This is a genomic window from Streptomyces sp. YIM S03343 (assembly GCF_054729195.1).
This window is the reverse complement of record NZ_JBPUKX010000001.1, coordinates 1,501,377-1,527,535: the sequence shown is the minus strand read 5'-3', so window position 1 is coordinate 1,527,535 and position 26,159 is coordinate 1,501,377. Positions and strand designations below refer to the sequence as shown.

Here is a 26,159-nt window from a genome sequence, read left to right as displayed (position 1 = left end):
GCTGCGAAGCGTGAACTGCTGCGGAGGCAACCGATGGTGAGAACCCGACGTTTAGCTGTGCCACGTGACCGGAAGAGATTCCGCGGACGCCTGGCCGTGGTCGCCGTCCTGGGCATGGCGGCCCTCCCGCTTCCGGCGGCCGGGAGCGCCCATGCCGCGAGCACCGCGACGCCGGCCTTCGTGAAGGACCCCGCGGCCCTCGTCAACCCGCTCATCGGCACCTCGGGTGCGGTGGACACCTTCCCCGGCCCCGACATGCCGGCCGGCATGGTGCAATGGGGTCCCGACACGACGCCGCACCGCGCCGAAGGCGGCGGCTACGAGTACAAAGACAAGAAGATCTCCGGCTTCAGCCTCACCCACGTCTCGGGCCCCGGCTGCTCCGTGGCGGGCGACCTGCCCATCCTGCCCGTGACCGGCGCGCTGTCGGGCAACCTCGGCAACGCGTCGGTCGACTTCAGCCATGACGACGAGCAGGCCGGTACCGGGTACTACAAGGTCACCGACGCCGACGGGGTCAAAACCGAGCTGACCGACACCACCCGTGCCGGTCTGGGCACCTTCACCTTCCCCGCCGGCCGGCAGGCGAACCTGCTGTTCAAGCTCAGCGGGGGCGCCACGCAGGTGGACGGAACCCGAGTCCAGGTGGTGAACGACAAGGAGATCAGGGGCGCGATCGACAGCGGTCACTTCTGCGGTGCGAGCAACAGGTACACGCTGCACTTCGACATCAAGTTCGACCGGCCGTTCACCGCGAGCGGCACCTGGGTCGGCAGCACCGTCAATCCGGGCGCGACGTCACTGAAGGCGGGCAAGGTCCGGCAGACCCCGCGGGCGACCGAGCCGACCCCGCTGAGGGAAAGGCACTTCACCGTCCCGGCGACACCGTCCCCGACGATCCACGGGAGCGGTGACAAGGCCGCCCAGCCCCCCACGACCGGGGCGAACGGCATGTACCTGACCTTCGACACCTCCTCCGACGCGACGGTCAGCGCGAAGGCCGGCATCTCGTACACGAGTGACGCGGGCGCGGCGGACAACCTCGCCACCGAGATCAAGAAGTGGGACCTGAACGCCGTCGAGCAGGCCAATCACCGTGCCTGGAACGCGGTGCTGAACAAGATCCGGATCGGCGGCGGATCTTCGGACCAGCAGGTGCAGTTCTACACCGCGCTCTACCACGCGCTGTTGCACCCGAATGTCTTCTCGGACGACAACGGCCGGTACATGGGGATGGACAACCAGGTCCACAAGCTGACCCGGGGACAGAAGGCCCAGTACGCCAACTACTCCGGCTGGGACACCTATCGCTCCCAGACACAGCTGATGGCGATGGTCGAGCCCGAGGTCGCCGACGACGTCGTCACCTCGATGCTCAACGGCTACGACCAGACGGGTCTGCTGCCCAAGTGGGCCTCGAACAACGGCGAGAGCTATGTGATGGTCGGGGACCCGGCCGCCGGCATCATCGCCGGCGCGTACGCCTTCGGCGCGACGGGCTTCGACACGCACAAGGCGCTCGCCGCTCTGCAGCACGAGGCCACCGTCCCGAACAACGACCGCCCCGGCGAGCCGGTGCGGGACGCGAAGGGCTATCTCCCGCTCGACGGGGACAGCTACGGTTGCTGCAACTTCTACGGCCCGGTCTCCACGCAACTGGAGTACGACTCCGCCGATTACGCCCTCGCCGCCTTCGCGAAGTCGCTGGGCAAGCAGGCCGTCTACGAGAAGTTCGCCACCCGCGCCCAGGACTGGATGAACGTCTTCAACCCGCAGACCGGCTACATGCAGGGCAAGAACAAGGACGGCCGTTTCGCGGGCGGCTTCACCCCCGGCACCTCCAGCGGCTTCGTGGAGGGCTCGTCGGCCCAGTACACGCCGATGGTCCCGTTCAACCTGAAGCAACTCATCCAGGCACGCGGCGGTGCCAAGACGTACTCGTCCTTCCTGGACAGCCTCCTCGACAACATCACCGCCCCCGGCAACACCGACGCCGACCTGAGCAACGAGCCCAGCGTGGAGATCCCCTGGGAGTACGACTACACGGGTCAGCCGTGGAAGACCCAGGCGGCCGTCCGCGAGGCCCAGCAGGACCTCTACTTCAACGCTCCGGTCGGCTCGTTCGGCAACGACGACCTCGGCGCGATGAGTTCCTGGTACGTCTGGTCCGAACTTGGCATGTACCCGGAGACCCCGGGCACCGACACCCTGGTGCTCGGCAGCCCGGTGTTCCCGGTGGCCCAGGTGACCTTCGCAGGCGGAAAGGCGGTGCGGATCAACGCGCCGCAGGCCGCACCCGACGCGCCGTACGTGCAGTCGCTCGATGTCAAGGGCAAGGCGTGGAACACCTCCTGGCTGACGTATCGGCAGTTCAAGGGCGCGGGCACGATCCACTTCACGCTCGGCACCCGGCCCGACACCTCCTGGGCGTCCGGCCCCTCGGCGGTGCCGCCGTCGGACACCACGGGCGGCGGACGGGTGCTGGCCGCGACCGGACCCTCCAGCGACGGCCTGGTGCTCCAGCCCGGCACGTCGGGTGACGGCACCCTCGACCTCACCAACCTCGGCAGCAAGGCCGTCACGGCCGACTGGACGGCGACGGCGCCCTCCGGCGTCACCCTGGACACGGCGTCGGGCTCGCTGACGGTGCCCGCCTCGGGCAGTGCCGAGGCGAAGGTCCATGTGACGGCGGGCACGGACGAGGGGACGTTCCCGGTCACCTTCGCACTGACCGACCACAGCACCGGTGCGGCGCTGAGCGCGGCGACCCTCCGGGTGGCCGTGGCCAAGGCCGGCGCGCTGTGGCCGTACGACACCAACGAGGGCGTCTACCCCGACGGCACCAGCTTCTCGGGCGGCTTCGACAACGGCGGCTGGGCCCTCTCGCAGAACGCGCTGTCGGCGGCGGGCGTCACGAACGGCTCCGTCCTCACAGTCGACGGGATCTCCTACAACTGGCCGACGGTGACGTCCGGCCGGCCGGACAACCTGGAGATGGCCGGCCAGACCATCCTTATGCCGGCCGGCACGTCGGGCGTCACGCTGGGCCTGCTGGGCGCGGCGGCCAACGCGCCGACCGACGGCAGCGGGGTCTCGGGCACGGTGACCGTCACCTACACCGACGGCACCACCTCGGAGGCGACCATCGGCTTCTCGGACTGGACGCTCAACGGCGGGTCCAGCAAGCCGCTCGCGGGGGACACGACGGCCGTGACCACGGCCTACCGGAACACCGGGAGAGGGGGCCGGGACGACGTCAAGACATACGTCTTCGCGACCAAGGTCCCGCTGGACCCGTCGAAGCAGGTGGCGTCGATCACGCTGCCGGTGACGGGCTCGACGGGCACCGACCACCTGTTCGCCTACGGTTTCGGTCACCAATAAGCACTGGGGGGCCGGCTTTTCCGCGCGCGAGCCCGGGAACCGGCCCCCGCCCGGATGCGCACCGGCGCCGGTGCGGCGACGGCCCGTTCGTGTTCATGGACTCCGTCTGGACGGCTGCTGCCGAGATGCCGCGGCCGATGCCGCCGTGAGCCTGTCCACGGCCGTCGCGACCGCCTCGGGGCTGGAGATCATCGTCAGGTGCCGGGCGCCCGGGATCAGTGTCGCAGGGGGTGCGCCGATACGCCGGGCGGTCTCCTGCGGTGTCTGCCGGGTGAATACGTCGTCCTGGGCGCCGAACACCACCGACTTGGGCAGCCGCACACCGGCGAGCCGAGCCACCTGGTCCGCGGGAAGACCCGGCACACCCGCGGCCAGCATGCTCCAGAGCGCGTTCTCCGCGCCCGGCACCCGCAGCGGCCGTCGCAGGGTGTACCGGAGCGCCGGTCCTGCTCTGTGCGGCCGGGCATAGACTTCAGCGGCCATGCCTGGGCACGGCCTGAAGCGGGGAGTTGGTGTCCATGAGCGGGGACTGGACAGGGGCCGGGCTGCCCCCGGCGGCGGCCGCGCGGATCGCGGAGGCGCGGGGCAGCGGGACGTGGTCCTCAGCACTGTCGACCGGTGAGTTCGCCGCACTGCGCGCCGTGGGGTTCGAGCCGGTGGGCCAGGTCATGGGCTCGGCCGTCTACCGCGTGGGCCGCAGCGGCCGCTACTGGGGCTATCACGACTGTCTCTACGGGGGCATGAAGAAGTTCTTCAACGTCGACCCGGCACCCATCGCCCTGTCCGGAGGGGGCGCCCCGTCCGCCAGGCTCGTCGAGGTGTTCGACAAGGCGCGTCACTCGGCCCTGGACCGGATGACCGCCGAATGCTCGGCTCTCGGCGGCGACGGTGTCGTCGCGGCACAGCTGACCGTGGCGCCCTTCGTGGCGCAGCCCAACTGCCTGGAGTTCAAGGTGATCGGGACCGCGGTGCGTGCGGCCGGGGCGGTACGGGCGCCGCAGCCGTTCACCTGTCACCTCGACGGCCAGGGGTTCGCGAAGCTGGTGACCGCGGGATGGGTCCCGGTGGAGCTGCTGTACGGGATGTCCGTCGGCGTACGCCACGACGACTACTGCGTCAGCTCCCAGGCCCGCTCGTGGAGCAACACCGAGGTGAGCGGCTGGAGCGAGCTCGTTCAGGCGGTGCGTTCCGACGCCCGCGCGCAGCTACGGGCGCAGACGGGACGGCGGGGCGGTGACGGCGTGATCCTTTCCGCGGGTCGCCTGCGGATCTGGCGCGAGACGTGCATCCGCAGCAGCAAGGACGAGGGCAAGGACCATGTGGCCGAGTCGACGCTGCTGGGCACCACCGTCGCCCGCTTCGCGGTACGCGAGGAGCCGCCCCGCACCCTCACCGTGATGCCGCTCGACCCGGAACGACGTCGGCGGTCCATGCGCCGCACCGCCACAGACATGCGATGAGGGGAACCCGTACATGAGCGTCTTCAATCCTGCCGATGGCACCCCGAACGGCATGTCCGCCCGGGGCGTGCCCGCCGACGCGATGCGGCGACTGGCCGAACTGCAGCCGGGCAAGCCGGGATCGATCTTCACCAGCGACCTGTCGGTCAATGAGTTCCTGCTGGTGCGCGAGGCGGGATTCCGGCCCATCGGTCTCGTCCTGGGCAGCTCGATCTACCACGTGGGTATCCAACTGCGCCGCTGGGGCAAGAACCAGGAGCTGAAGACGCTCAGCCAGGCCATGTACCACGCCCGTGAGCTGGCGATGACCCGCATGGAGGCGGAGGCGGCCCAGCTGGGCGCCGACGGCATCGTCGGTGTGCGGCTGAGCGTCGAGGCCCGTGAATTCGGCACCGACATCGCGGAGTTCATCGCGATCGGTACCGCCGTCAAGGCCGATCACCCGGCGCCCGGGGGCAACGGCGGCAGCTGGCGCAACCTCAAGGGCCAGCCGTTCACCTCGGACCTCAGCGGTCAGGACTTCTGGACGCTCATCCGCGCAGGCTACGCCCCGCTGGGCATGGTGATGGGTACCTGCGTCTACCACATCGCGCACCAGAAGGTGGGGCAGGTGTTCTCCAACATGGGCAAGAACGTGGAGATCGAGCAGTTCACGCAGGCGCTGTACGACGCACGGGAACTGGCGATGGCGCGGATGCAGCACGAGGCGGAGGATCTGCGGGCGGAGGGAATCGTCGGCGTCCAGCTCAACTCGCACAACCACCGATGGGACGGTCACACCACCGAGTTCTTCGCGATCGGCACGGCCGTACGGCCGCTGCGCGAGGACCACGTCATCGAGCGCCCGACGATGGTGCTCAGCCTGGACGGCTGAGCACCCGGCTCAAAGACTCGCAGACCAGGACCAGCCGCACATCACGAGAGGCCCCGCGATGACCTCGCCGCACGACCCCGTCCCGTTCGAGCCCGAGGGGGAGAACGGGCAACCCTACTCCCTCGACCTGCTGACGGCCGCGCTCCGCAGGGACGCCGCCGACCTGGAGGTCTACGCCCAGGTGCTCACCGGGACCCTTTCGGAGGCGCTGCCGCCGGGTTCGGTCACCGTCGAGCGCAGACGGAGCGTGGCCGACCGGCTCGCGGGGCGTGACGGTCGTGTCAGGCGGTTGGAGGTCCTCCTCGGCGATCAGCGCCTTGTGCTCGACCTGTCGGGTGGGCGTCCCGAGGGCGAGGTGTGCAAGGAGGTGCGCGGCGTGGTGCTCTCGCGGCGTCCGGTGGCACTCGACGAGTGGCTGCGGGACCTCGCCGCCGCCGTCTCGGCCCGTGCACGGTCCGACGCGCGGGCACGGGAGGCGCTGGAGCGGCTTGTGCTCGGGGAGTGAAGGGCCTCCGCGCGTACATCGAGGGCCCCGGTACGACGTCACCGCCGTACCGGGGCCCTCGGCGTGCGTGGAGCGGGTCGCGTCAGCCGTCGGACTCCGACGACGGGATGTAGGCCCCCGGCACGTCCGCCGGTGCGTAGATCTTCTTCTCACCGGGGTACGGCTTCGCCCAGTTGTGGGTCTGGTACCAGGTGAAGTGGTTCATCTGGGCGGGGTTGGCGAAGTCGGGCACGGCGTTCGGGCCGGTCAGCCGCTGCTTCGACTTCCAGGCGTTCCACTGCGCGGCCAGCGACTGCTTGTCCGCGGGAACCTTCGCCGCGGGCACCGGCACGGCGGCCGGGTCCTGCGGCGCCGGGGTGTCCACGCCGCAGGACGGCGGGGTGCTCAGACCGTCGGTCAGCGATGTCCGGTTGGGCAGCGCAGTGAACGGTGTGTAGTCCGCGTGCCGGCTGAACGCCGCGCGCATCGGGCTGGCCGCGCTGTCCTTCTGGTTCATCGGGTGGATCCCGAGGATCTGCTCGATGGTCCGGATCATGGTGATCTGCGAGTAGTAGTGGCTGTCGACGGTACCGTGCCGGGCCCAGGGGCTGATGATCTGGATCGGGGCACGGTGGCCGTCGACATGGTCCAGGCCGGCCTGGGAGTCGTCCTCGACGACGAAGATGGCCGAGTCCTTCCAGTACTTGCTGTGGGAGATCTCGTCGACGATCCTGCCGGTCGCGAGGTCGTTGTCCGCGACCTGGGCAGCGGCGCTCGCCGGGCCACCGGTGTGGTCGCTGGAGAGCCAGAACATGTTCAGGTTCGCAGGCCCGTTCTTCTCGAAGTCACGCTTCCAGATCTGGTACCGGTAGACGTCCGGGACGCTGGTGTCGAACTTCGGGAAGCCGTGCACCGACACGTCGTTGAGCGACGGGATCGGTGAGGACGAGTTCAGGGTGTACGCAGTGTCCTGCCCGGTCGCGTCCATGTTCTTGGCGTCGCAGTACAGGTTCTGCCAGCTTGCGCCCGTCGGCTTGGTGAGGAACTGATGGAACTCGCCGAAGTCCCGCACCGACTTCCCCGCCGACTGCGCGCCGGTCCACAGGAAGCCGGACCGCTGGTGGCCGAGGGCGTCGTCCTCGGTGTCGTAACTGCGCGCGTACTCGCCCGCGGAGGACTCGGTGTACTCCGGATCGTCGGCCTGCATCAGCCAGTTGTGGCCCTCGGCGGAGTTTGTGCCGATGTCGTACGTGTTGTCGTACAGGCCGAACTGCTGGGCCAGCGCATGCTGGTTCGGCGTCACGTTCTCGCCGAGCTCGGTCAGCGACGAGTCGCCGTTGCCCTGCGGAAGGTCGCCCAGGACCTGGTCGTAGGTCCGGTTCTCCTTGACGAGCAGGAAGACGTGCTTGATCGTCGACGGGTCGCCGAGCCGTTCCGGGACCGCCACCGGCTTCGCATGGCTCTTGCCCTTGGCCGTGGTGACCGAGCCGCGGCTCCAGCCGTTCTGCCGGAAGACCTTGGCCGTCTCGGACCTGATCACGCTGTCGTCCGGCAGGGTGAACCGCTGCACGCTCGACGTCGTGTCGTGGGTGCCGTGCCCGGTGGTGGTTGTGGGGCGTCGTGCGTCGATGCCACGGGTGTTGGAGACCACCACCTGGTCCCCGACCGTGGTGATCTCCGCGGGGAAGTAGTCCGTCGGGAGCAGGCCGACGTAGCTGACCGGCTCCTGCGGGGTCGTATAGCGGTAGACCGCGACCGCGTTCGCGCGGCCGAGCGTCACCAGCAGACGACCGTCGTCGGTGAGGGTCACAGCGTCGGGTTCGTAGCCCACCGAGGCCTCCGGCCACGGCTGGGTGGCGACGGTCTGCACGACCTTGCCCTTGGCGGTGTCGATGACCGACACGTCGTTGGTGGCGGTGTTCGTGACGAACACCGCGTCCTTCCTTGCGTACAGGGCGGTCGGGTGCAGACCGACGTCGATGCTCGTGACGGCGGCGGCCGGGTCCGCGAGGTCGATGACACTGACCGTTCCGGTGGTGGTGGCACCGGTCTTCAGATCGGCGGGCACCTGGGTGTTGTACGAGTTGAGCGTGGTGTCGCCGGGCTGCGCGGTACGGCCGCCCTCGTTGCTGACGTAGAGCTTGCCGCCGGCATCAACCAAGTCGCGCGGGGCGTTGCCCACGGCCCAGCTGTGCTGGACGGTCCCGGTCGCCGCGTCGACGGCGACCACCCGGTTCTGGCCGTTGACGGCGAAGTACACGGTGGAGCCGTCGGCCGAGAACACCGCCTCGCCCACCAGCGCGTGCTTGGCGCCGTCCGCCGGGATCTTGACGGACCGGGGGTCGGCGACGCTGCCGTCGGGCTTCACGGTGAACACGGTGTAGCCGTCGGTCTGCCCCAGCCACAGATGCGTACCGTCGGGCGAGTACGTGGGGCCCTCCTGGCCCACGCTGTTGCTGCTGAGACGCGGGCTCGACGAGGCGGCGGTGCCTACGAGTTGCTGCACCTGCCAGTTCTTCAGGTCCACGATCGCCAGCGCACTCCCGCCGTCGGTGACCGAGGCCGCGAGGTGGGTGCCGTCCGGGCTGACCGAGGACGACATGATCTTGCCGTTGTTCACGACGAGGCGCTGTCCGTACGGGGCGATGTACTGGTCGGCGGAGACGACCTGGCCCTGCTTGGTGACCTGGCCGACCTGGTCGGTGCCGAACTGGTGGGTCTGGGCGAAGGCGGCACCGGTGGCGACGAGGGCGAGGGCGGTGATGCCGGTCGTCACCAGCGGGATCCGACGGCCCGCACGTCTGACGAGAAAACCGTGACTGTGCTTCTCGACACGCCTGCGGCGGCGCGTTACCTGCATGGAGTCATCCCTTCGGCTTCTGGGTGGGAAGGAGTTCGACGTTGCCGTCGAACTGCCACAGCGGGTTCGGCGCGTCCCCGGTCGGGGTGCGGACCAGGAAGTAGCCGTTCACGTCCTTCGGTCCGTCGCCGTCGGCCACGAAGCGCCCGTCCGAGGTCATGTCGAGCTGGTAGACGGCCGTGCCGGTGGCCTCGACGCCGGGAAGATGCCAGGAGACGACGCAGTGCCAGTCATTGCCCGGGCCCCGGGGGGCGACCCTGACGCTGCCCTTGTCGCACGCCGCCATGGCCTTCAGCTGCGCCTCGGTGACGTCGGGCCGGTTGAGCTGCCCGGCCTGCACGCGGTAGAGGTGGGCGAACGCCGTGGCGATCGAGCGCTGCACCTTGTCCTGCTCGATCCCGGAGCCGGTGGCCCCGGTCGCCGGGGCGACGACCGCGACCGTCACCGCGAGCAGCCCGACGAGCGGCAGGACACCCGTGGTGACCGCGCGGCGCCCCGAGCCGTCGTGGGCCGGGCCGGTGAAGTCCCGGCGTAGGAAGAGCAGACAGGCCAGCGCCGTCGCGGTCACGGCCCACGCCAGGCCGACCGCGATGCCGATCAGCAGCGGTCCGATCTGTTCCGGGCTGGTGAACAGGCCGTTCCAGGCGATGAAGGCGTAGCCGGGCAGGGAGAGGCGTACGACGACGGGCAGTGGCAGCATCTGGGCGAGTTGCATCGCGAGAGCGACGAGCGCGGGCAGCAGCAGTCCCATCGGGGAGCGGCCCAGCGTGACCGACCCGAGCAGTCCGATCGCCGCGAGGGCCAGGGTGGGCGCGAGGACGCAGACCCAGGCGAGCAGGACCTTTCCGGCGGCGTCCGCGGGCGCCAGCACATGGCCGTCGAGGCCGACCAGCGGCCGGTCGCCGACCGCCAGGAGTCCGCCGGCCGTGCTGGAACAGGCCAGCCCGGCCACCAGCAGCAGGAGGACGGTGAGGCTCGCCAGCGACTTCGCCGCGAAGATCCGCCGGGGCGAGCGCACCGCCACGAGCAGATGACGCCAGGTGCCGAGCCGGTCCTCGGCCGCGAACACGTCTCCGGCGACCACCGAGGTCAGCAGCGGGAGCGCCCAGGTGCCCGCAAAACCGAGCACCACCAGCGGTCCGGCCCACCCGGTGGCATGCATCCAGCGGCCGAAGAGCGTGTCACTGGGCAGCGTGCTCTGCTGGGCGACGGCGATGACGAAGAGTGCGGGTGCGGTCCAGCAGGCGAGGAGCAGTAATCGGATCCGCCACTGCGAGACCAGCTTGACCAGTTCGAAGCGGTAGACGCGGGTGACCGGGATGCGGCGGGCGGCGGGATCGGTGGGACCGGCGGCGTCGGCGGGAGCGCCGGTGGCGCCGGTGGCGCCGGTGGCGCCGGGGGAGGTGGTGGCCGTGGTCATCGGCTGGGCTCCGGCTCGGTGGGGGTGAGGAGTGTGGCGTGCTGCTGCTCCGAGGGGGCCCCGGACGTGGGCTCCTCCTGCTCCGTGAGGGCGAGGAACGCCGTCTCCAGCGGCGACACCACGGGAGCGAGCTCGCGCACCGCGACGCCCGCCCGCACGAGCCGCGTCACCAGTTCGTCGAGCGCTGGAACCAGCGCGCGCACGACCAGGACAGCGTTGTCCTGCGGCCGCGCTGCCGCCGTGCCGTCGACGACCCGGATCCCTGATGTGCCGTCGGCCAGCTCGCGTGCGGCCTGCGGGTCGGAGGTGCGCAACCGGTAGTCGAGCGCGTCGTTCGCGGCGGCCAGCTTGTCCAACGGCCCCGAGAACACGACCCGCCCGGTTGCGAGGATGGTGACCTCGGAGCACAGCTCCGCCAGGTCGTCCATACGGTGGCTGGAGAGCACGACGCTGGTCCCGTCCGCCGCGAGCCGGGTCAGGACACCGTGCACATGTCTCTTCCCTGCCGGGTCCAGGCCGTTGGACGGTTCGTCGAGCACCAGCAGCCGGGGCCTGGTGAGCAGGGCGGCGGCAAGCCCGAGCCGCTGACGCATCCCGAGGGAGAAGCCGCGGACCCGGTCGTCGGCGACATCGGTGAGCCCGACCTCGTCGAGCACGTCGTCGACCCCCGCTGTCCGTGGGCCGCCGTTCAGGGCGGCCAGCGCGCTGAGGTTCTGCCTGGCGGTGAGCGACGGGTAGAGACCGGGCCCGTCCACGAATCCGGCGACCCCGTCGGGAGCCGCGAGCGCCCGGCCGACCGGCGTGCCCAGAGTCTCCAGGCTGCCGCTGTCGGCGGCGGCCAGACCCAGCAGGAGACCGAGCAGTGTCGTCTTCCCGGCGCCGTTCCGTCCTGCCAGACCGTGGATCTGGCCTTGCGTCACCTCCAGATCGACCCCGTCGAGTGCGATGACCTCACCGAAAGATTTCGCGACACCACGAGCCCGGACCGCGAGGACCGCTCCCATGAATCCCCTCCTCCACAACCGTCAAGGACGGTAGGGAGGGCCCGGAGAACCGGGGCAGGGAGATGAGCTGAACGTTCCCGGAACGGGGACCGACCGAGAGCTGACGTGCGCCGGGTGCCCCCCAGACGGGCCAAAAATTAGCCCCTCCGGCGTTTGAGGAGCGGGGGTACGGGGGCGGAGCCCCCGGAGACGGGACGGGAAAGGGCGGCGGGGGCGAAAAACTCGCCGATGCTCAGCCCGCACCCCACCGCCGGTGCCACCGCTGGTTCCGGACATTACGCCCGCGTTGCTCAAGGGGCCCTGCGAGGGCCGTCACGATGGCCCGCCGGTTGCCTGCCTGCGCCGGAACTCGCTGGTCAGCGCCGGTTTCCCGCCCGGGCCGGCGACGGGCAACAGGAAACCCGTGGACCGCGCCCAGCGGCCGGGGCACGCTTCTGACGACCGATCAAGTTCCACCTGTGACGCCGCGGACCACGCAGACGAAGCGACCGTCGCAGGAGACCCGCAAGGGGGAAAACAATGCGCAAGATCTTCCGAGGAGCCGCGGCGTTCGCCACCGCCGCTGCCGCCGTGGTGGCACTGGCCGGGGCCGCACAGGCCAAGCCCGCCGACGAGACCCCTTGGTACGGCTGCCCGTCCGGGGCGGTCTGCATCTACGCCCAGAACGTCGCCCCGTGGGACGACCCCCACCCGACCAACGCCTACTACAGCTACGGCGCTCACAACCTGAGCAACCAGCTCGGCAACCACTGGGTCCTCAACAACCAGTACGGCGGCGCCAGCGCCAGCCTCTGCAAGAGCTACGGCGGCGGCAACTGCGTCGAGACCATCCCACAGGACCAGGGCGTCTACCGCGACCTCACGCCCATCAACTCCATCACCCTCAACCGGCCCTGAGACCGAGTCCGGTGACATGACTCCCGTGGCAAGGGGGAGTGCGGGGGAGCACTGACGGCCACGGGGCGGAGAGGGGACACGGGGAAACACGGGGAACGCGGGGGAACACGGGGGAACTTCCGGGGCCGGCACCGCGAGGGCCGGCCCCGGAAGCCGTTTTGCGCCAGTCGAGTGAAAGGGCTTGGTCCGTTGTCCGACCCCCGCAGTAACCTGGGCATCCGCCGTCTCACGATGTGGGCACGCCATGCCATGGGGGACGCCTTGGGGGAACAGCAATCCGCACGCCCTGCCGACGGGCCGGGTGACGACCAGGACGGACGGGCGGGCGCCGCTGCCACGGCTGCCTTCCCCGCACAGCTCAGACGCCTGCGCCAGGAACGCGGCCTGTCGCTCGCCGACCTCGCCCGGCACACGCACTACAGCAAGGGCTACCTCAGCAAGATCGAGACGGGTGCGAAACGGGCCACGGTCGATGTCGCACGCCGCTGTGACTTTGTCCTGCGCGCCGACGGCGCGCTGCTCGAGCTGCTGGAAGATCCGCCGGCGGTGTCCGGCAACGATGTCGGCGGCAGTGGTGAGGCCGCCTGTCCCTACCGGGGGCTCGCCGCCTTCACCCCGCAGGACGCCGGATGGTTCTTCGGGCGGGAACAGGCCACCGCCGATCTCGTCGAGCGGGTCTTCGAACGGGTCAGCAGCGGGCCCCTGATGCTCGTCGCGCCCTCCGGCGCGGGCAAGTCGTCCCTGCTCAACGCCGGTCTCGTACCCGCCCTGGCGCGGCCCGGCGGCTTCCCCATGCCCGGCGCCGACCGCTGGCCGGTGGTGTCCCTCACGCCCACCGCGCACCCGCTCGAAGAACTCCTGGAGCGCACCGCCAAGGTCCTCGGCAGCGCTCTCGACATCACAGCCCGGGAGCTCGCGGACCGTCCTCGGTCGCTCCTCGCCGCCGTACGGGACCGGTGTGCCCGCGGGCCCACCGAACAGCGGCCCCCACCGCCCGTACGACCGGTGCTGCTCGTCGACCAGTTCGAGGAACTGTTCACCCTCTGCACCGAGGACGGCGAACGCCGGGACTTCGTACGGGTGCTCACCGCCCTCGCCGGTCCGCAGAGCGGCTACGACTCCGCCGTCGTCGTCCTCGGCGTCCGCGCCGACTTCACCGGGCGCTGTCTCGAACTCGCCGAACTCGCCCCCGTGTTCACCGACGGCCTGTTCGTCCTGCCCCCGATGTCCGTCACCGGGCTGCGCGAGTCCATCACCCGCCCCGCCGAACTCGCCGGCGTCACCCTCGAACCCGGGTTGGTCCCGCTGCTCCTCACCGATGCCGGGGTGCGCTCGGGCACCGGCGGTGAGACGCCGTCCGTCGCCCTGCCCCTCGTCTCCCACGCCCTGCTCGCCACCTGGCAGCAGCGGGACGACGCCACCCTCACGGTCGCCGGGTACGAGCGCACCGGCGGTATCCGCGGCGCCGTCGCCCGCACCGCCGAGGACACCTTCGCCCAGCTCTACCCCGCCGAGCAGAAGAGCATCCGGCGTGTCCTGTCCCGGCTCGTGCATGTCGCCGACGACGGCACCGGCGCCACCCGCCGCCGCGCCAGCCGCACCGCCCTCATCGACAGCGCGCCGGGCTCGCAGTCGCCGGGTACGCAGTCGCTGGGTACGCAGTCGTTGGGTACGGAAGGCACCGGCGGCCCGGACGCCACCGCGGGCCCGAACGGCGTCTCCGCCGCCCTCGACGTCTTCGTGCGCGCCCGCCTCATCACCGTCGACCACGACACCGTCGAGATCACCCACGAAGCCCTGCTGCACGCCTGGCCCCGGCTGCGCGACTGGATCCACGCCGACCGGGCCGGACTGCTCACCCACCAGCAACTCGCCCACGCCGCCGCCGAATGGGACCGCGAGCACCGCGACCCCTCCGCCCTCTACCGCGGCAACCGCCTGGAGACCGTCCGTACTTGGGCCGACGAGCTCGACGGGCGCAGCCGACTCGATCCGCTGGAGACGGCCTTCCTGGACGCCAGCCAGGCCGAGGAGGAGACCCGGAAGCGCCAGGTGAGCCGTCAGATCCGTTTACGGCAGCTGCTGCTGGCCACACTCGTCGTGCTGCTCGGTCTCGCCGTCACCGCCAGTGCCCTCGCCTACCAGCAGCGCACGGGCGCCCTCCACCAGGAACGCGTCGCCCGCTCCCAGGCCCTCGCCGTGCGCTCCACCTCCCTGGCCGGAGGCCGGCCCGAGGCGTCGATGCTGCTCGCCGAGGAGGCCTACCGCGCCGATCCCACCGCAGAGGCCCGCGGCGCTCTGCTCAGCACCCAGGCCCAGCCCTTCACCGCCCGGCTCGGCGGCCACCGCGGCCCCGTCAACGCCGTCGCCTTCGCGCCGGGGCACGTCGGCCTGCTGGCGACGGCCAGTTCCGACGGCACCGTACGGCTGCGCCGCACTGCGGACCACCGTACGACCGCCGTCGTCACCGTCCCCGGACGGGTACGTGCCGTGGCGTTCAGCGCCGACGGCCGCACCCTCGCCGCGACCTCCACCGACGGCCCCGTCCTCCTCTGGGACACCGCCGCCCCCCGTCACCGCACCCGCCTGCCCGCCCGCACCGACGCCGCCCGCGCCGTCGCCTTCGACCCCCGTGGCGGCACCCTCGCCGTCGGCACTGCGGACGGCACGGTGCAGCTCTGGGACACCGCGGACCGTGCCACCCCCCACCTCGCCGCCACCCTCACCGGGCACACCGCACGCGTCGACGCCCTCGCCTACGCCCCCGACGGCCGCACCCTCGCCTCCGGCGGCGCCGACCGCACCGTACGGCTGTGGGACACCGGTGCGACCGAGGGTACCGACGGTGGCACCGACCGCGCCCGGCCGCTCGCCGTGCTGCGCGGGCACACCGACGAGGTGCTCGGCGTCGCGTTCGCCCCCGACGGACGGCGGCTGGCCAGCGGCGGCGTCGACCGGACCGTACGGCTGTGGGACGTCCCCGGCCGCCGCGCCACCGCCACGCTCACCGGGCACAGCGACGACGTCAACGCCGTCGCCTACACACCCGACGGCACCACCGTCGTCAGTGCGGGCGGTGACGGCACCACCCGGTTGTGGGACGTCGCCACCGGGCGGCCCACCGCCACCCTCGCCGGGCACACCGACTACGTCCTGTCCGTCGCCGTCGACCCCACCGGCACTCTGCTCGCCACAGCCGGGTTCGACCAGAGCGTCGTGCTGTGGGACCTCAGGGGACCCGCGCTGACGGCCCGTCCGTTCACCGAGGTCTCCCGCGCCGTCTACAGTCCCGACGGCAGACTGCTGGCCACCGCGGACGCCGATCACACGGTACGGCTGTGGGACGTGGCCCGGCGCCGGGTCGTGGCCACCTTCACCGGGCACCGCGAGAGCGTCACCTCGGTCGCGTTCGCGCCGGACGGACGGCTGCTCGCCTCCGCCGGGTCCGACGGCGGCATCCGGCTCTGGGACGTCCGCACCCACCGGCCCGCCGGCACCCTCACCGGCCACACCGGGGACGTGTTCGCGGTCGCGTTCGCGCCCGACGGACGTACCCTCGCCTCGGCCGGTGCCGACCGCACCGTACGGCTCTGGGACGTCCCGGCGCGCCGCCCGCTCGCCGTGCTCACCGGGCACACCGACTCCGTCGACGACGTAGCGTTCAGCCCCGACGGCCGCATCCTCGCCAGCGCGGGCGACGATCTGACGATACGACTGTGGGACGTCGCCACCCATCACACGCTGGCCGTCCTCACCGGCCACACCGGCGCCGTCCGGGGCGTCGCCTTCAGCCCGGACGGCCGGACCCTCGCCAGCAGCGGCAACGACGGCACCGTACGGCTGTGGGACGTGGGCAGACGGCGCCTCGAAGCCTCCCTTGCCGGGCACGCCGGATCGGTGCGCGGCCTCGCCTTCTCGCCCGACGGGCGGATGCTCGCCAGCAGCGGCAGCGACCGTACGGTACGGCTGTGGGTCGTGTCCGCGCGGCGGCCGTGGGCCACGCTCACCGGGCACACCAACGCGGTGTGGGGCGTCGATTTCGCCCCGGACGGCCGCACGCTCGCCAGCAGCAGCAACGACGGCACCGTACGGCTGTGGGACCTCGACCCCGCGCACCGGCTGGCGGCGACCTGCCGGCTGCGCCGCGGCATCGACCCGGCGCGGCTGAGGACCCTGCTGCCGGACGTGTCGTCCCTGTCGTCGGCCTCGTCGGCGTGTCCGCAGGTGTGAAGGCGTGGGCGCTGTTTCCACTGCTCAGGGCCAGTTTCCCAAGGGTTGCCCGTTGCTCGTTGCGATGGGTCCACCGCGGATTCTCGACCGGCGCGGGCGGCGTCGGCAGGCTGGTCGCGACCACTTCAGCACACACCGAACGGGGGTCCCGCATGATCCGTACGATCCGGCGGACCACACTCATCAGCCCACTCCTCGGACTGCTCGCCTTCCTCCTCTGGGCGCCGCCCGCCGCGGCCTCACAAACCGTCAGGACCGCCCCGGCCGCCCCATCCGCCCGGGCCGAGGCCGACAGCGGCTGCGGTGTCCTCGCGTCCGGCGCCTCCGCGGCGGCCGAACGCGCCATCGCAGCCGCCTGCGCCCAGGTCGACGCGGGCGTCTGGTACACCTGGGGCGGCGGCCACGGTGCCCAGCCCGGACCGACCTACGGCCAGGTGGACCCCACCGACCCGGCCAGCGAACACGACCCCGAGCGGCTCGGCTTCGACTGCTCCGGACTCGTCCGCTACGCCTACGCCCAGGCCACCGGCTCCGACATCCTCAACGGCGTCGTCGGCACCCAGTACTACACACCCCGCGCCGCCGAGCGCTTCACCGCGGCCCAGGGCACCGGGCCGCTGCTCCCCGGCGACCTGATGGCGTGGGGCACCTCGCAGAACCTGCACCACATCGCCATCTACCTCGGCCAGGGCAAGATGGTGGAGGCCCGCCAGTCCGGGACCAAGCTGATGGTCAGTGATGTCCGGCTCGGCGGCGACTACTTCGGCGCCCTGCGCGTCAACACCGGCGCCATCACCGGCCATGTGTTCCAGACCTGGGGGACCGGCGTGTGGACCAAGGCGGCACCGTCCACCAGCGCCGCCCGCGTGTACGCCTTCCCGGGGCCGACGACCATCCGCGTGAAGTGCCAGAAGCACGCCGAACTCGTCACCTCCGACGGCTACACCAACGACGCGTGGTCCTATCTGCCGGACTACAAGGCATGGATGACCAACATCTACATCCAGGGGCCGGCCTGGCTGGACGGCGTTCCGACGTGCACGAGCTGACGAGTGGTCGGCATCTGTGGTCGGCAGTAGTCGGGCAAGGCTGACCGGCACCGGAGTCGGCACGGACATAAATCCCGTGCCGACTCCGCCCGGGCTTCCCTACACTCGCCACGAACCGCGCGCCGCCCGCACCGGGCGGCGCGCATCCGTGACGAGTGGAGCGAGAGGAGCCCGGCCATGCGTGACCGCACCGCCGCAGCCGCTCCCCGCTCCCGTGCCCGCTACGAGGTGATCCTCGTGTCTCCGGCCCCCCGGTGCCCGCTGCGCGGCGAGTACCGGATGCCCGGGACACACCACCGCTGACACGCGCATGCCGTAGGCCCGCCGGACGATGACCGCCCGGCCGGTCCGCGCGGTGTCGTGCAGCGCAATGCCGTGCAGCGGAGTGCCGTGCGGCCTGTCCGGGGAAATCGCGCCGCCCCTTTCCCGGATCACCCGAAAGGCCACGGGCCGTGCGCAACGACACGAACCGCACCCGCACCCTCACCACGCCCCTCACCCATGTCCGCAACCTCGGCATCCTCGCCCACGTCGACGCGGGCAAGACCACGGTCACCGAGCGGATCCTGTACGCCACCGGCACCACCCACAAACGCGGCGAGGTCCACGACGGCACCACCGTCACCGACTTCGACTCCCAGGAACGCGACCGCGGCATCACCATCTTCGCCGCCGCGGTCAGTTGCACCTGGAACGGACATCGCGTCAACCTGATCGACACACCGGGCCATATCGACTTCGCCGACGAGGTGGAACGCTCGCTGCGGGTGCTCGACGGTGGGATCGCGGTGTTCGACGCCGTGGCCGGGGTGGAGCCGCAGAGCGAGTCGGTGTGGCGGCAGGCCGACCGGTACGGCGTTCCGCGCATCGCGTTCGTGAACAAGCTGGACCGCGCGGGCGCCGATCTGGACACCGCCGTCGAGTCGATCCGACGACGGCTCCACCCGGCGCCGCTCGTGGTGCAGTTGCCGATCGGTGCGGAGGACGGCTTCACGGGCGTCGTCGACCTGGTGCGGATGCGGGCGCTGGTGTGGCCCGACGGCGGCGCGCTCTCCGAAGCCCCCGTACCGCAGGAACTGCGCGACGAGGCGCGGCGGCGTCGCCGGGTGCTGGAGGAGACCGTCGCCGAGCTGCACTCGGCCGCGCTGGAGGAGTTCTGTGCCCGCTCGGAGCTGTCGACGCCGGTGCTGGAGGCCTCCCTGCGCGACCTCACCCGCTCCGGCGAGGGTGTGGTCGTCCTGTGCGGCTCCGCCTACCGCAACCGTGGCATAGAGCCTCTGCTGGACGCCGTCGTGTCCTACCTGCCCGCACCGGTGGACGTGCCTCCGGTGCGCGGCACGTACGACGGAGCCGACGGCGGTAAGGATGGCGAGGACGGCGGGGACAACGGGCAGCAGCGGCCCGCCGATCCCCACGCGCCGTTCGCCGCGCTGGCGTTCAAGGTGACGGCGACCGCCACCGGCCGGCTGACGTTCCTCCGGATCTATTCGGGCACGATCGAGAAGGGAGCCACCGTGTGGGACCCCGTCGCACGGCGCGCCGAGCGGATCGGGCGGATCCTGCGGGTCAGGGCGGACCGGCACACCGAGCTGGACCGCGCGGAGGCCGGGGACATCGTCGCCGTGGCCGGGCTCAAGTCCGCCCGCCCGGGCTCGACGCTGTGCGCACGCGATGCCCCGCTGGTGCTCGAAGCGCCCCAAGTTGCCGAGCCCGTCGTCTCGGTGGCGGTCGAGGCACGGGTGAGCACCGACACCGACCGTCTGGCGGCGGCGCTGGCGCGGCTGACCGAGGAGGACCCGTCACTCGTCGTGCGGACCGACCCCGAGACGGGGCAGACGGTGCTGTCCGGCATGGGCGAACTGCATCTGGAGGTCGCGGTGGAGAAGATCCGCCGGGACACCGGTCTGGTCGTGGGCGTCGGCAGGCCCCGGGTCTCGTACCGGGAGACCGTCGTGCGCGGTGTCTCCGGGCTGGTGTTCCGGCACGTCAAACAGGACGGCGGGCAGGGGCAGTTCGCGCACGTCGTGGTGGACGTCGAGCCTCTGGAGACCGACGGCGGGGACAGCGGCAGCGCGGCGACCGGCTTCGTCTTCCGGTCCGCCGTCGTCGGCGGGCGTGTCCCACGGGAGTACGTCCGCGCCGTCGAGGCGGGCTGCCGGGACGCGCTGACCGACGGGCCGCTCGCCGGTCACCCGGTGACCGGGCTGCGGGTCACCCTGACCGACGGTGCGACGCACCCGAAGGACTCCTCCGACCTGGCGTTCCGTACGGCAGGGCGGCTGGCGCTCCGGGAGGCCCTGCGCCGTAGCGGCATGGCCCTGCTGGAGCCGGTCGCCGAGGTCACGGTCACCGTGCCGGAGGACGCGCTCGGCACCGTCCTCGGCGACCTCGCCGCACGGCGCGGCAGGGTCACCGGGTCGGTCGTGCGGGCGGGCGCGGCGGTGCTGACGGCGACGGTGCCGCTGGCCGAACTGTTCGGCTACGCAACCCGGTTGCGAAGCCGCACCCAGGGCCGCGGCACTTTCACCTCCCGCCCGGCGGGCTACGCCCGGGTGCCGGAGGGGACCGAGTAACGTCGCTCGATCGACCGGCCGGGCGCGGTCTCCCCCCTGGGGAACCGCGCCCGGCCACCAGTTCCCGACACAGGAGCACCGTTGTTTCCCACACCATCGTCCGCTGCCACCCGCGTCGGGCTGGCGGCGACCCTCTTACTTCCGGCCGCCTTCCTCGGCGCATGCTCCGTCATAGGCGGCGACAGCGGCTGCCACGGCACAGCAGCCGAACTCAAGCGGCTTGCCGCACAGCCGTTGCTCGACGCGGCGCCTGCCCGCGCCACGGCACCCCCCAACTACCGTGACCTTGGCATAGCCACCGCATGCGACGACGACAGCCCCGGGCAGCCCTGGCTGCACGCCGACCGCCTCTACGCTTTCCCTGGCGAGCGGGAGGATGTCATTGCCCACTACGCCAAAGCGGCCACGGCAGCCGGCTGGGAATTCGAGCGCAACCCGGCCCCCGGGGCGCTGGCAGCCAGTGTGGAGGGCGCCTGTTGGACCAGGACCGAAAAGGGGCGCCACCTGCTGCTCAACGTCGACTTCCGTCTCGGTCCTTACTCACCCGCACCCGAGGTGGGCAAGGGAATCGCCTACGAGGTGTCGATCGGCAGCACGCCGGACGGCAACAACGACGACAACGAGGCGACCTGTTGGCATTGAGCCCAAGGCGGGTGAACCACAGACGGTGAAGGAACAGCGGCAAACCACAGACGGTGAACCACGGACGGTGAAGGAACAGCGGTGAACGAACAGCGGTGAACGAACAGCGGTGAACGAACAGCGGTGAACGAACAGCGGTGAACGAACAGCGGTGAACCGCAGACGCTGAAGCGCGGGCGCCGACCCGCCGCATCCCGGGCGAGATGCCCGGGATGCGGCCCTCGCACCCGGCGGCCACGCCCGCAAGCACCGGCTTCCCCCGTCCAATTCCGCCAGATCCCTTGACGTTCCCGTCTAAGGGGGTTTAACTCACGTCCTAAATTAAGCCGTGAGGATGGCTTCAGGAGTCGAACGCAAGGCGGTCCCTCAGGGGGTCGTTGCGCCGCTCCCGCACCACCCTCCCGGTTCTCCCGACTCCCGGAAAGGGACACCAGGAGCCATGCGCAGCATCCGAGTCGCCGTCGTAGGTGCCGTCACCCTGTCTCTCGCGCTCGCCGCCACGGCCTGCGGAGGAGGTTCGTCGACAGGCGGCGGGTCCGGCGACTCGCCGAAGACGCTCACCTACTGGGCCTCCAACCAGGGCGCCAGCATCGCCGTGGACAAGAAGGTCCTCGCGCCCGAACTCGCCAAGTTCGAGAAGCAGACCGGCATCAAGGTGAAACTTGAGGTCGTTCCCTGGTCGGACCTGCTCAACCGGATCCTGACCGCGACCACCTCCGGCCAGGGCCCCGACGTCCTCAACATCGGCAACACCTGGAGCGCCTCTCTCCAGGCGACCGGCGGACTGCTGCCGTGGACCGACGCCAACTTCGCCAAGATCGGCGGCAAGGACCGTTTCGTCGACTCCGCCCTCGGCTCCACCGGTGTCTCCGGCAAGGACCCGGCCGCGGTGCCGCTGTACTCGATGGCCTACGCGCTCTACTACAACAAGCAGATCTTCGCCGACGCCGGTATCTCCAAGGCCCCGGCCACCTGGGACGAACTGGTCGCCGACGGCAAGAAGATCAATGCCAAGGGCAAGCAGGTGCTGGGCGCCGAGGGCTCCAACCTCTCGGAGAACATCCACCACGTCTTCGTCTTCGGCAAGCAGCACGGCGCCGACTTCTTCACCGCCGACGGAAAGGCGAACTTCACCTCCGACGGCGCGGTCGCCGCGATCAAGCAGTACGTCGACCTGATGGCGAAGGACAAGGCCATCCCGACCGGCAACGCCGAGTACGCCCAGAACCAGTCGGTCAGCGACTTCGCCAAGGGCAAGACGGCGATGCTGCTGTGGCAGTCGGCCTCCGCCAATCTCAAGTCGCAGGGCATGAGCGAGGACGCCTACGGCATCGCCCCGGTGCCCGTGCAGTCCGGCACCCCCGGCACCGGCGCGCAGGTCAACTCGATGGTCGCGGGCATCAACCTCGCCGTCTTCAAGGACACCCACAACGTCGACGGCGCCACGAAGTTCGTGAAGTTCATGACGAGCGACGACGAGCAGAAGATCCTCAACACCGCCTACAGCTCCATCCCGCCGGTCAAGGCCGCGCAGGAGGACGCCGCGTTCAACACCCCGGCCAACGCCGTCCTGAAGACCACCCTCGCCACGAGCGCCGCGGCCCTGCCGCAGGTCTCCGACGAGTCGCAGTTCGAGACGGCGGTCGGCACGGCCGTCAAGGAACTGTTCGCCGACGCCGCCGCCGGCCGCGCGATCACCACCGCCGCGGTGAAGGCGAAGCTCGCAAAGGCCCAGCAGCAGATGCCCGCGAAGTGACACAGACAGACCAGACGGAACAGTCCGAACCGACACAACAGACAGAACAGACAGAGATGACGACGACGACCGTCGCGGCCGATCAGCAGTCGGCCGGCCGGACTCCCCCCGGGGCGGCGCGCAGCACGCGCCGCCCCGGGCGGGTCGGCCGCGCCACACTGCCGTATCTGCTGCTCCTGCCCGCCCTCATCCTCGAACTGCTCGTCCATCTCGTGCCGATGGTCATCGGCGTCGTGATGAGCTTCAAGGAACTCACCCAGTTCTACATCCGCGACTGGGGCACCGCGCCCTGGTCCGGCCTCGGCAACTACCGCGTGTCGGTGGACTTCGACGCACCCGTCGGCGAGGCCCTGCTCCACTCCTTCTTCGTCACCGTCGGCTTCACCCTGCTGTCCGTCGGCCTGTGCTGGCTGATCGGCACCGCCGCCGCGATCTGTATGCAGGACGCGTTCCGCGGCCGGGGCCTGCTGCGCGCCCTGTTCCTGGTGCCGTACGCGCTGCCCGTCTACGCGGCCGTCATCACCTGGGTGTTCATGTTCCAGCACGACAACGGCCTGGTGAACCACGTGCTGCACGACCAGCTGCACCTCACCGACCAGCCCTCGTTCTGGCTCATCGGCGACAACAGCTTCTACGCGCTGCTCGTCGTATCGGTGTGGAAGGGCTGGCCGTTCGCCTTCCTCATCGTCATGGCGGGCCTCCAGAACATCCCCAAGGAACTCTACGAAGCCGCCGCCCTCGACGGCGCCGGGGTGTGGCAGCAGATCCGCCGCATCACCCTGCCGTCACTGCGCCCGGTCAACCAGGTGCTGGTCCTGGTGCTGTTCCTGTGGACGTTCAACGACTTCAACACCCCCTTCGTCCTGTTCGGCCGGGCCGCCCCGGAAGCAGCCGACCTCATCTCCGTGCACATCTACCAAGCGTCCTTCGTCACCTGGAACTTCGGCACCGGCTCCGCGATGTCCGTCCTGCTGCTCCTCTTCCTGCTGCTCGTCACAGGCGTGTACCTGATCTTCACCTCCCGTGGAAGGAAGGCCGCCGATGTCTAGCGTGTCGCGGGCCGCCGCCCCGGCCTCCCCATCGAAGCCGTCCGCCTCGCCGATGGCCCCGCCGAAGGCCTTCGTCTGGACCCGGCGCGTCTTCCTCACCCTGCTCGTCGGCTTCGTCCTGGTACCCGTCTATGTGATGATCTCCAGCTCGCTGAAGCCGCTGGCGGACGTCACAGGCAAGTTCCGCTGGCTGCCCAGCGACCTCACCTTCCGCCCGTACATCGACATCTGGTCGACGATTCCGCTCGCCAAGTACTTCGTCAACTCCCTGATCGTGGCGGGCAGCGCGACCATGTGCTCGGTGGTGATCGCGGTCTTCGCCGCCTACGCCGTCAGCCGCTACAACTTCCGCGGCAAGCGCGTCTTCACGGTCACCGTCCTGTCCACCCAGATGTTCCCGGGCATCCTGTTCCTCCTCCCGCTGTTCCTCCTCTACGTCAACATCGGCAACGCCACCGGCATCGCCCTGTTCGGCTCGCGCGGCGGGCTGATCCTGACGTATCTGACCTTCTCGCTGCCGTTCTCGATCTGGATGCTCATCGGGTACTTCGACTCGGTCCCGCGGGACCTGGACGAAGCGGCCCTGGTGGACGGCTGCGGGCCGCTCGGCGCGCTGTTCCGGATCGTCGTACCGGCCGCCGTACCCGGCATCGTCGCCGTCGCCGTGTACGCCTTCATGACCGCCTGGGGCGAAGTCCTGTTCGCCTCCGTCATGACCAACGACACCACCCGCACCCTCGCCGTCGGCCTCCAGGGCTACTCCACCCTCAACAACGTGTACTGGAACCAGATCATGGCCGCCTCGCTGGTCGTCAGCGTGCCCGTGGTCGCCGGATTCCTGCTGCTCCAGCGCTACTTGGTCGCGGGTCTGACGGCAGGCGCGGTGAAGTGACCGGATCCGACCGGAACCGGTCCCGACCACCGGGCCCTGCCCACCACCCGTACTCCTCTCCTTCCGAAGGGACTTCCGTGTCCGACGCCATCGACCTCGCCGCCCTCCCGCATGATTTCCTGTGGGGCACGGCAACCTCGGCGTACCAGATCGAGGGTGCCGTGGCCGAGGACGGCCGCTCCCCGTCGATCTGGGACACCTTCTCGCACACCCCCGGGAAGATCGCCGGCGACGACAACGGTGACGTCGCCTGCGACCACTACCACCGCTGGCGCGAGGACATCGGCCTGATGAAGCAACTCGGCGTCAACGCCTACCGGTTGTCCGTGGCCTGGCCACGCGTCCTGCCGGGCGGCGACGGCCGGCCCAACCCCAAGGGCCTCGCCTTCTACGACGAGTTGATCGACGCGCTGCTCGCGGCGGGCATCACCCCGTCCGTCACGCTCTACCACTGGGACCTGCCCCAGGTCCTCCAGGACCGCGGCGGCTGGCCCGAGCGCGAGACCGCCGAGCACTTCGCCGCGTACGCCTCCCTCGTGGCCGCCCGTCTCGGCGACCGCGTCACCCAATGGGCGACCCTGAACGAACCGCTGTGCTCGTCGTGGATCGGCCATCTGGAAGGCAAGATGGCCCCGGGCCTCACCGACCTGACCGCGGCCGTCCGCACCTCCTACCACCTCCTCCTCGGCCACGGCCTCGCCACCCAGGCGATCCGCGCCGCCGCCCCCCACGCCGAGATCGGCATCGTCAACAACCTCTCCACGGTGCACGCCGCCACCGAACACCCCGAGGACGTGGCCGCGGCCCTCCGCCACGACGGCCATGTCAACCGCTGGTGGCTCGACCCGGTCCACGGCCGCGGCTTCCCGGCCGACATGCGCGACGTCTACGGCGTCGAACTCCCCGAAAAGCCCGGCGACTTGGCGACGATCGCGGCGCCGCTGGACTGGCTGGGCCTCAACTACTACATGCCGGCCACCGTCGCCGACGACCCGAACGGCCCCGCCCCCTACACCCGCGAGGTGCGCCGCCTCGGTGTCCCGCGCACCGGCATGGACTGGGAGATCGACGCCGACGGCATCGAGACCCTCCTGCTGCGCCTCACCCACGAGTACGGCGCCCGGCGCCTCTACGTCACCGAGAACGGCTCGGCCTACCCCGACGTCGTACGCCCCGACGGCACCGTCGACGACCCCGAGCGCCAGGCGTACCTGGTGAGCCACCTGGCCGCCTGCGCCTCCGCCGCCCGCAAGGGCGCCCCGCTCGCGGGCTACTTCGCCTGGTCGCTGCTGGACAACTTCGAGTGGGCGTACGGCTACGAAAAGCGCTTCGGCCTGGTCCACGTCGACTACCGCACGCAGACCCGCCGTATCAAGGGGACAGGCCACCACTACGCGGACATCGTGCGCACCCACCGGGGCAGGGCCCGCAAGGCGGCGTAAGCCCTCTGCAGCCCATGAAGTTGATGCACCCCATGGTGTTGATGCACCCCATGGCTGACTGAGCCCGGCCATGAGGCGCGGGCGCCGGTGTGCGGACACCCACACGTCCCCGCACACCGGCGCCCGCCGATCACGGCCGGCGT

Annotated in this window: 18 protein-coding genes; 14 read left to right on the top strand and 4 right to left on the bottom strand. The window is 70.7% G+C overall.

What is annotated here, in order from left to right; translation table 11 throughout:
- Positions 1 to 57 precede the first annotated feature (57 nt).
- A complete protein-coding gene (locus ACSYGN_RS06825) occupies positions 58 to 3,384 on the top strand; it encodes a lectin (protein ID WP_460392880.1) in 3,327 nt (1,108 codons plus the stop codon).
- A gap of 93 nt (positions 3,385 to 3,477) precedes the next feature.
- Here the strand turns inward: ACSYGN_RS06825 and ACSYGN_RS06820 are convergent, their stop codons facing one another.
- Complete coding sequence (locus tag ACSYGN_RS06820; RefSeq protein ID WP_460392878.1) at positions 3,478 to 3,867, bottom strand: alpha/beta fold hydrolase; 390 nt, start codon at positions 3,865 to 3,867, stop codon at positions 3,478 to 3,480.
- Positions 3,868 to 3,902: 35 nt separating this feature from the next.
- Here ACSYGN_RS06820 and ACSYGN_RS06815 point away from each other — a divergent pair, with 35 nt between their 5' ends.
- Genes ACSYGN_RS06815 through ACSYGN_RS06805 form a run of 3 tightly spaced genes read left to right on the top strand, consistent with a single transcriptional unit; the run spans position 3,903 to position 6,223 of the window.
- Positions 3,903 to 4,844 carry a heavy metal-binding domain-containing protein gene (locus ACSYGN_RS06815; RefSeq protein WP_460392876.1) on the top strand — a complete coding sequence of 314 codons (942 nt, stop codon included), beginning with the start codon at positions 3,903 to 3,905 and terminating at the stop codon, positions 4,842 to 4,844.
- A 13-nt stretch (positions 4,845 to 4,857) separates the two neighbouring features.
- The gene (locus ACSYGN_RS06810) at positions 4,858 to 5,718 is read left to right on the top strand and encodes a heavy metal-binding domain-containing protein (RefSeq protein WP_460392874.1); all 861 of its coding nucleotides are present in this window, start codon (positions 4,858 to 4,860) and stop codon (positions 5,716 to 5,718) included.
- A gap of 58 nt (positions 5,719 to 5,776) precedes the next feature.
- Positions 5,777 to 6,223 (top strand): hypothetical protein, encoded by a 447-nt coding sequence (locus tag ACSYGN_RS06805; RefSeq protein ID WP_460392872.1) that lies wholly within the window; start codon positions 5,777 to 5,779, stop codon positions 6,221 to 6,223.
- An 82-nt stretch (positions 6,224 to 6,305) separates the two neighbouring features.
- On the opposite strand, the gene ACSYGN_RS06800 is transcribed toward ACSYGN_RS06805, so the two are convergent.
- From ACSYGN_RS06800 to ACSYGN_RS06790, 3 genes are read right to left on the bottom strand one after another with little or no spacing between them, the layout of a single operon-like run.
- Positions 6,306 to 9,062 carry an alkaline phosphatase family protein gene (locus ACSYGN_RS06800; RefSeq protein ID WP_460392870.1) on the bottom strand — a complete coding sequence of 919 codons (2,757 nt, stop codon included), beginning with the start codon at positions 9,060 to 9,062 and terminating at the stop codon, positions 6,306 to 6,308.
- Positions 9,063 to 9,066: 4 nt separating this feature from the next.
- The gene (locus ACSYGN_RS06795; protein WP_460392868.1) at positions 9,067 to 10,482 is read right to left on the bottom strand and encodes an ABC transporter permease; all 1,416 of its coding nucleotides are present in this window, start codon (positions 10,480 to 10,482) and stop codon (positions 9,067 to 9,069) included.
- Positions 10,479 to 11,486, bottom strand: a complete 1,008-nt coding sequence (locus ACSYGN_RS06790) for an ABC transporter ATP-binding protein (RefSeq protein ID WP_460392866.1) — start codon at positions 11,484 to 11,486, stop codon at positions 10,479 to 10,481. The genes ACSYGN_RS06795 and ACSYGN_RS06790 overlap by 4 nt, the downstream gene beginning before the upstream one ends.
- A 519-nt stretch (positions 11,487 to 12,005) precedes the next feature.
- On the opposite strand from ACSYGN_RS06790, the gene ACSYGN_RS06785 reads away from it, so the two are divergent.
- The 10 genes from ACSYGN_RS06785 (at position 12,006) to ACSYGN_RS06740 (ending at position 26,016) form a co-directional block, all read left to right on the top strand.
- Positions 12,006 to 12,383, top strand: a complete 378-nt coding sequence (locus ACSYGN_RS06785; protein WP_460392864.1) for a hypothetical protein — start codon at positions 12,006 to 12,008, stop codon at positions 12,381 to 12,383.
- A gap of 249 nt (positions 12,384 to 12,632) precedes the next feature.
- Positions 12,633 to 16,613: an nSTAND1 domain-containing NTPase gene (locus tag ACSYGN_RS06780; protein ID WP_460403270.1), complete on the top strand. Its 3,981-nt coding sequence runs from the start codon at positions 12,633 to 12,635 to the stop codon at positions 16,611 to 16,613.
- A gap of 152 nt (positions 16,614 to 16,765) precedes the next feature.
- On the top strand, positions 16,766 to 17,662 hold the full coding sequence (locus tag ACSYGN_RS06775) for an NlpC/P60 family protein (RefSeq protein ID WP_460392862.1): 897 nt from the start codon (positions 16,766 to 16,768) through the stop codon (positions 17,660 to 17,662).
- Between the two features lie 177 nt (positions 17,663 to 17,839).
- Positions 17,840 to 17,965 (top strand): hypothetical protein, encoded by a 126-nt coding sequence (locus ACSYGN_RS06770; protein ID WP_460392860.1) that lies wholly within the window; start codon positions 17,840 to 17,842, stop codon positions 17,963 to 17,965.
- 149 nt (positions 17,966 to 18,114) lie between these two features.
- A complete protein-coding gene (gene fusA, locus ACSYGN_RS06765; RefSeq protein ID WP_460392858.1) occupies positions 18,115 to 20,235 on the top strand; it encodes an elongation factor G in 2,121 nt (706 codons plus the stop codon).
- 81 nt (positions 20,236 to 20,316) lie between these two features.
- On the top strand, positions 20,317 to 20,877 hold the full coding sequence (locus ACSYGN_RS06760) for a hypothetical protein (protein ID WP_460392856.1): 561 nt from the start codon (positions 20,317 to 20,319) through the stop codon (positions 20,875 to 20,877).
- A gap of 439 nt (positions 20,878 to 21,316) precedes the next feature.
- Positions 21,317 to 22,633, top strand: a complete 1,317-nt coding sequence (locus ACSYGN_RS06755; RefSeq protein ID WP_460392854.1) for an ABC transporter substrate-binding protein — start codon at positions 21,317 to 21,319, stop codon at positions 22,631 to 22,633.
- Between the two features lie 56 nt (positions 22,634 to 22,689).
- Positions 22,690 to 23,682, top strand: coding sequence for a carbohydrate ABC transporter permease (locus ACSYGN_RS06750; protein ID WP_460392852.1), 993 nt, complete (start codon positions 22,690 to 22,692; stop codon positions 23,680 to 23,682).
- Between the two features lie 52 nt (positions 23,683 to 23,734).
- Complete coding sequence (locus ACSYGN_RS06745; protein WP_460403268.1) at positions 23,735 to 24,574, top strand: carbohydrate ABC transporter permease; 840 nt, start codon at positions 23,735 to 23,737, stop codon at positions 24,572 to 24,574.
- A gap of 77 nt (positions 24,575 to 24,651) precedes the next feature.
- On the top strand, positions 24,652 to 26,016 hold the full coding sequence (locus tag ACSYGN_RS06740) for a GH1 family beta-glucosidase (RefSeq protein WP_460392849.1): 1,365 nt from the start codon (positions 24,652 to 24,654) through the stop codon (positions 26,014 to 26,016).
- The last annotated feature ends 143 nt before the right edge of the window (positions 26,017 to 26,159 follow it).